The 7,279-nt window shown below is 70.8% G+C and carries 5 protein-coding genes; all 5 read right to left on the bottom strand.

Going from position 1 to position 7,279, the window contains the following annotated elements:
- Window positions 1–1,280: type I polyketide synthase (locus tag E1264_RS37715; RefSeq protein ID WP_165964582.1), on the bottom strand; the 1,280-nt coding region annotated here is incomplete at its 3' end.
- Window positions 1,281–1,382: 102 nt separating this feature from the next.
- Complete coding sequence (locus E1264_RS37710; RefSeq protein WP_165964581.1) at window positions 1,383–2,711, bottom strand: methyltransferase; 1,329 nt, start codon at window positions 2,709–2,711, stop codon at window positions 1,383–1,385.
- Between the two features lie 245 nt (window positions 2,712–2,956).
- Window positions 2,957–3,247, bottom strand: coding sequence for a hypothetical protein (locus E1264_RS44110; protein ID WP_165964580.1), 291 nt, complete (start codon window positions 3,245–3,247; stop codon window positions 2,957–2,959).
- Window positions 3,248–3,364: 117 nt separating this feature from the next.
- Window positions 3,365–4,570, bottom strand: coding sequence for a polyketide synthase dehydratase domain-containing protein (locus E1264_RS37705; protein ID WP_279491994.1), 1,206 nt, complete (start codon window positions 4,568–4,570; stop codon window positions 3,365–3,367).
- A 442-nt stretch (window positions 4,571–5,012) separates the two neighbouring features.
- Complete coding sequence (locus tag E1264_RS37695; protein ID WP_243711417.1) at window positions 5,013–6,521, bottom strand: type I polyketide synthase; 1,509 nt, start codon at window positions 6,519–6,521, stop codon at window positions 5,013–5,015.
- Window positions 6,522–7,279: the final 758 nt, after the last annotated feature.

Genomic DNA, 7,279 nt, shown 5'->3' with positions numbered 1-7,279 from the left:
GCGGAGATCTGTCGGCCGAGGTATTCCTCGGTGTAGGTGCGGGCGGCGTAACCGGTCTCGGAGATGGGTCCCCAGCCGACGGCGAGGCCAGGCAGGCCGTGCCGGCGCCGTGAACGTGCCAGCGCTTCGGTGTACAGGTTGGCGGCGTTGTAGTTGGTCTGCCCCGGCAGGCCGAGTAGCGAGCTGATCGAGCGGTAGAGGACGAACAGGTCAAGGTCGTGGTTGCGGGTGAGGGCGTTGAGGAGGTGTGCGCCTTGGGCCTTGGCGCCGAGGGCGGCGCTGAAGGTGGCGTCGGTGGAGTCCCGAAGAAGGACGTCGCTGAGTTCCATCGCGGCGTGGATGACGCCGCGTAGCGGGACGGGAGCGGAGTCGATCAACTCACGGAGGGCCTCGGGGTCGGTGACGTCGGCGGCGTGGACGTTGACGGCGACGCCCTGGTCGCGCAGGTCGGCGAGGAGGGCCGCGGCCTCGGGGGTGCTGCCGCCGCGGCGGCCGACGAGGGTGAGGTGGCGGGCTCCCAGGGTGGCCAGGTGGCGGGCGGTGGCGGCGCCGAGGCCGCCGAGGCCGCCGGTGATCAGGTAGGTGCCGTGGGGGTCGAGTTGGAGCGGAGCGGGGGCGGGCCTGATCGGCGGGTGCTCTTCGAAAGAGAGGACGACCTTGCCGATGCCACGGAAGTGCTGAGCGAGGGTGAAGGCCTCCTGGAGCCGCGCCGCGGGGTGGATGCTGTGGAGAAGGGGCCGGTAGACGCCGGGGTGGATGTGACGGGTGATGTCCTCGGTAAGGCGCCGCATGCGGTCGGCGGGGCCTGTGATGAGCTGGTTGACGTCGACGGCCAGATGGCTGCGGTTGTCCAGCAGGGGTTTGAGCAGCAGACGATTGTTGGCTTGGAGATCGCGCTTGCCCAGTTCGATGAACCGGCCGCCCGGGCGCAGGAGTTCCAGGCTGCGGGAGGCGGCTTCGCCGGTGAGGGAGTTGACGATGACGTCGACTCCCTCACCGGCGGTGAGGTGGAGAACCTGTTCGGCGAAGTCCAGGCTGCGCGAGTCGAGGACGTGGTCGGTGTCCAGGTGCCGCAGGAGGCGGCGTTTGGCGGGGGTCCCCGCTGTGGCGATGACCTGGGCGCCGACGTGCTGCGCGTGTTGCAGGACGGCCAGGCCGATCCCGCCGGCGCCACCGTGGACGAGGACGGTCTCGCCTGCCTGGAGGCCGGCGCGGTCGGTGAGGCTGTGGTGGACGGTCACGAAGGCGAGGGGGAATGTCGCGGCCTCGGTGACCTTCATGCCGGGTGGGATGTGGCCCGCCAGGTGAGCGGCTGTGACGGTGTGAGAGGCCATCGTGGTGGTGGTGAGGGCGAACATCCGGTCCCCCGGGGGCGAAGGCCGTCACCCCGGGGCCGACGCTGGTGACGATTGCGCGCATTCCATGCCCACACGGTCGCGCTCGAAGCCGGCCGAGCAGGTGTTCTCGGTGATCAAGCCGGCGACGGTCATGACGTCGCGGTGGTTCAGGGCGGCGGCTTTAACGGTGGTCGCGAGCTGGCCGGGCCCAGGTTCCTGCTCGGTGTGCTGGATCCAGGCCAGCGACGGTGCCGCGCCGCCGCGGTCGATGTGCAGGCGGAAGGGGACGCCGGTCGGTGCGGAGGCGGTGGGCAGGCGCGACACTGTGCGCGGCGCGAAGCACCCGCCGCGGGTCAGGACGAGTTCGTCCTCCGCGGTGTCGGTGTTGATCACTTGGGCGAGTCGTTCGGCGTCCCCGTTGGGATCGCGGCTGCGGTCCAGTGAGATGCGCCGGACGCCCAGACCGGGCTCTTCGTTGGCCAGGCTGCGCGCCATGCCCCACAGGGCCGCGTCCTCGGGCACAAGGGGGCGCTCGGGGAAGGGCAGGGCTCCGCTGGGCCGGGTGACAAGGACGAGGGGGCGACGGTCCGGCGAGGGGTCCCGGTGCCGGGCGGCGGCCACCTCGCGGAGGATCGCGGCCCGCTGGAGCATGCGGTCGGTGATGTCCTGACCGGGCGATGAGGCGGTCGGCGCCGCCTCATCGAGCAGCACGACGATGCCGGGCGGATTCTCGGCGCGCAGCAGCGGGCGCCGGGCGTGGGGGGAGGCGCCGGCGGCCACGAGCGCGACTTCGGGGCTGCCGGACTGCCGCAAAGCGTCGACCAGCCGACGGGCGAGGTCGCTGTCGGGACGCTCGGCGATGACAAGCCACCGTGCGGCATCGCGCTCGTCCCGGGCGACCGGAGGCGGGGGCGGAGACTCCGTGCCGCGGGCAGCGCGGGCGGCGACGATGACGCTGTGGTCACCGTCGTCGACATCGAGGTCCTGGGTGGCGTAAGCGGCATCGGTGAAGCGGCATTCGGTGAGCAGTGGCATCCACCGGTCGGCGGGCAGCAAGCAGGTGCGGGTGCGCAGGGGCGCGTCGGTGAACTGCCAGAAGCCGTCGAGGCCGCCGAAGCACAGGTCCAGGACGCGGGGGTCGCTGCCCTCCAGGGCCAGCAGGGCTCCGTGGTCGCGCAGCAGCGAGGTCACGTGGTGCAGGGCCCGCTTCAGTTGCGGTGCGACGTGCAGGACGTCGGCGGCGACCACCAGGTCGAACTCGCCTTCGGTGAAGCCCTGGGCGATGGGGTCGGCGGAGATGTCCAGGGTGTGGTACTCGATGAAGTCGAAGGCGGCGAAGCGTTCCTGGGCTCGGGTGAAGAAGCCGGCCGACACGTCGGGTGAAGACGTACCTGGTGCGTTCGGGGGGAAGCAGCGGGAGGAGGAACGCGGTGGTGCCGCCCGTGCCCGCGCCGATCTCCAGGACGTTGAGCGGCCGATCGGCCGGCCATCGCGCCAGGTACCCGCGCAGGTAGATGACGGCCGCCTGCCGGCCCAGCCGGGCCGGGGCGCTGGTGCTGTACACCTGCTCGATGAGGTCGCGGTCGGCGCCGTTGAACACCAGGTCCACCGGATCGAGGTCACCGCGGAGCATGGGCGCCAGATGGCTGCCGCACAGGGCGCACAGGGCCAGGAAGGGACGCCTCGGCCGGGAGGTCGGCGGCCATCGCCTGGAGGACGGCCGCCGGGCGCGACGCCGCGACGATCTTCCAGCGGGGGTCCGCGGTGGGGCCGCTCAGAGGCGCCATGAGGCCGCCGTCGCAGGCCATCTGGGCCAGTGAGCGGGCCAGCAGCTCTCTGTCGGGGCGCAGTCCCGCGGCCAGCAGCCGGCCGAGCGTGAACTCATGTTCGCCGGGCAGCATCTCCTGCATGGCCTGGGTGAAGAAGTGGCCGCCGAGCTCGCCGGTCCGAGCGGCCAGACCGCCCTCGCCGCCGTCGTACCAGCCGCGCAGCAGCGCCTTCCGCTCGGCGCGGGTCGCCTCCGACAGCTAAGCCGCCGTGAAGGGCGGGGCCGGAGTGCCGGCCAGCGGCACCGCCCGCAGTTCGGTGGTGTAGAACTCCGTGGGTCGGCGATGGTGCGCCTCCAGCGTCTTCATCCGTACTTCGGACATCGTGACGGTGACCGAGCCGTGCGAGTCGGTGATCGTGATGTCGACAACGCCTTCGCCGGAGGTGATCGCGCGTGCCCGTACCTCGACGCCGCCGATGGTGTCCGGGGTCTGCCAGCACCGCACCGCCTCGGCGGACACCGGCAGGTAGACGCGGCCGTCGCGCGGCATGAGCGCTAGCGCGGCCTGCAGCGCGGCGTCCATGACCACCGGGTGGGCGTGGTAGGTCGCGCCGACGGACGGCGGCAGCGTGTAGCGCGCCCTGGCGGTGCTCTCGGTCGTCCGCAGATCGCGCAGCACACGAAGGCGCGGACCATAGGCCAGGCCGCATTCGGACAGGTAGGCGTAGTGGTCCTTGGCCGTCTGCTCTCCGTCATCGGCCTGGCCTGGGGCCCGAACCGCAAGGTCCAGCGGGTCGGGCCTGGGACGCAGCAGGCGGCGTACTTGGGCCCGCGCGTGCTCCTGCCAGGTGGAACCCGCGCCGTCGGTACTGCTGATCCGCGTGATGCCGTCGTCAGGGCTGAGTGAGGTGCGCAGCCGCACGTCCATCGCGTCGTCGTTCCAGGGGAGGGCCAGGGCGGTGTCGATGTGCAGGCCGATGGCCTCGACGGGAGCGTCGACGGCTTGGACGCCCGCGGCCAGCGCCATCTCGGCGAAGGCGGCGGCGGGCATGACCCCGGTCTGGCCGATCGTGTGGTCGCCCACCCACGGCACCCGATCGGGCTCCACATCGCACTCCCAGGCGGGCTCGGGCGCCGCCAGCCGCTCGCCCAGCAGCGGATGGCCGGTGCCGCCGACCGCCGAACGGTCGTTCCACCGTGCGGAGCGCCGTGCCAGTGCCGCTCGCGCTGCCAGGGATAGGCCGGCAGGCCCACCACCCGCGCCGGCCGGGGAAACCACACCCTCCAATCGACTTGGGCGCCGACGGCCAGCAGGTGAGCGAGCGCGGTGCCGAGCGCGGCGGTTCCGTCGACGTCGCGGGCCAGGGTGGGCACGACAGCGGTCTGCGAGGAGGACTCCGAGCACAGCCGGGCGAGGTAACCCTTGAGAACGGGATGAGGGCCGCTCTCGACGAAGGTGTCGCATCCCAGCGAGAGCAGGTCTTGGACGGCGGAGGCGAACCGCACCGGCCTTCGCACGTTGTCCCACCAGTAGTGGGGTCCCAGTGTGCGCGTGTCGATGACCCCGCCGGTGACGGTGGAGGCAAAAGCCGTCTCGGCTGTCTGGGCCCCGATGCCCTCCAGCGCCTCCGGCAGCCAATCGATGCCGTCCATCGCCGCGGTGTGGAACACGTAGTCGAGATCGAGCAGCCGGAAGAAGACACCTCGGTCAGCGAGGTCTTCGCCCAGCTGCTCCAGTGCCTCCAGCGGGCCGCCGACCGTGACGTCGCGGTCGCTGTTAAACGCCGTGACCTCCAGCCGCCCCTCGTACGGAGCCAGCAGAAACCGTGCCTGTTCGCCGCCGAGCCCAATGGCGGCCATCCGCCCGCTGCCCGCGGTCGAGGCCTGGGCCCGGCTGCGTTCGGCGATCACGTGACATGCCGCCGCCAGATCGAACGCCCCTGCGGCCCAGGCCGCAGCGACTTCCCCGACGCTGTGCCCCACCACCGCCGCCGGCCTGATCCTCCGCTCGGCCAACACCGACACCGCGGCCACCTGCACGGTGAACAGCAACGGCTGCGCGATCTCCGTCGGGGCAGAGCTCCCGGACTTGGCCGCCCGCGGTCCCGCTCCACCGACCATCCCAGCCTCGGCGTCAAAAGCGCGTCCACCCGCGCCACCGCGGCGGTGAACACCGGGTCACGCTCCAGGAGGTCGGCTCCCATTCCAGCCCACTGGGCACCGTTGCCGGAGAACGCGAACGCGACCTTGCCGCGTTCGACCGTCCGGGCACCGGCTCCCGCCCTCACATCGGGTGAGTACCGCGCCAGCGCCCGCAGCCGGTCGGCCGCCTGCCGGGCCGTGTTCGCCAGAACCACCGCGCAGCGGGCGTGCCGGTCACGGCGGAGGGCCGAGGTGGCGGCGAGATCGGAGAAGTCGGCCTCGTCAAGGCCGTCCAGGCGCCGCCCCATCCGGGCCACCGCCTCGACGAGGGCGTCACGGGTCCGCGCCGAGACCACGACCGGCACGATGCCGTGCCCCTCCGGCGCACCGGCACCCGCTCCCGGCGGGGGCGGAGCGAGGACCACGTGGGCATTGCTTCCACCCGCCCCAAAGGAGTTGACGCCGACCGTGGAGCGCGCGCCCACCTGGACAGGACGCAGGGCGGAGACAGGATCGAGCCCGAGCGCGGCGAAATCGATCGCCTCGTTGAGCGGCGTACCGTGCAAGGAGGCCGGGATGACACCGTGACGGAGAACCAGAATCGCCTTCAGCAGGCCCGCGATCCCGGCCGCGCCCTCCAGATGACCCACATTGGTCTTCACCGAGCCAATCGGCAGAGCATCGCCCGCCCCGCGAGCCGAACCCAGCGTCATGCCCAGCGCCCGGCACTCGATCGGATCACCCACCGGCGTCCCGGTACCGTGAGCCTCCACGTACAGAAGATCGCTCGGATCGACTCCGGCCCGCCGATAGACCTGTTCCAGAAGCGTCTGCTGCGCTCGTGCGTCGGTACCGAGATGCCAGGTGTGCGACCGTCGTTGTTGGTACCGGTGCGCATGAATGCGATCCCCGTCGCGTTGGGCGTCGGCCAGCCGCTTCAGCACCACCAGACCGCCGCCCTCACCACGCACATATCCGTCCGCGGCAGCAGAGAAGGTCTGACAGCGGCCTCGTCGCGAAAGCATCCTGGCGTGAGCAGTGGAGACGAACTCAGCCGGAGCCAGCAGCAGGCTGGCGCCGCCCGCCACTGCCATCTCGACACGTCCGCGGTGGAGTGATTCGCACGCCTGATGCAACGCCACCAGAGAGGACGAGCACGCGGACTCCACCACCAGGCTCGGCCCCCGCAGATCGAGGTGAAACGAGATTCGATTGGCCGCATAGGAGGCGATCGTCCCCAAGGCGCTGTGACTGTCCATCAGCTTGGGCCGCATCGCCCCGAGGCGAGACCTGGAAGAAGCCGGCATCAAAGCCCGCCACATCCTCCAAGAACCCGCCCGCCACCGTGTACGACTTGCCACGGCGGCGGGGATTGACCGACAGCCACCGCTCGGCGTCGAACCTGTCGGGCGGCGCCACACCGACCGAATCGCGCCCCTCCAGCAGCGCGGCCCACAACCCGTCCAGATCATCGATGCCGCCCGGCAGACGGCATGCCGCGCCCACCACCGCGATCGGCTCATCCTCAGCTACGACGCGCTCGATCTTCCCCGCTGTCTCCTTCGGAGCGGGGTAGGGCCACTGCGCAGCAACAATGGTTCCTGCGAGTAGCCGACGGGCGGCCCGCCCGCACGGGAAACCAAACGCCCACAAAGGAGAGGCCGCAGTACGGTCAAGATAACGCGCTGCGCACGGGGGCACCGCCGACTGCGGCCGAATGTGGTCGAGGTGAGAAAAGGCCTTTACTGATCACACCACGGCGATCCTGAACACATCACGGCGACCGAAAACGCTTGACACGAGTCGCTTCCACTAAATGATCTTGCAACCGGCACCCTCAACGGCACTTGACGAGTAGGCAGGGTGTGACATGACTCGCTGAGCGTCGTTGTTTTCGTCTCGGTATTGTCGTGACCGGTTAGCCCCAGTGAGGCGCGCCAAATCTTCCGGACAGCTCCCGGCTGGGGTCGGGATGACCGGAAAGACATAGCAGTTGGCACGGCGTAACGGCTTCTTACCTGCAGGATCAGGC

It is taken from the genome of Actinomadura sp. KC216, from assembly GCF_004348535.1.
In the GTDB taxonomy this organism is placed as follows: domain Bacteria; phylum Actinomycetota; class Actinomycetes; order Streptosporangiales; family Streptosporangiaceae; genus Spirillospora.
Note: the sequence above shows the minus strand (reverse complement) of the source record. Positions and strands in the feature narration are given on the sequence as shown.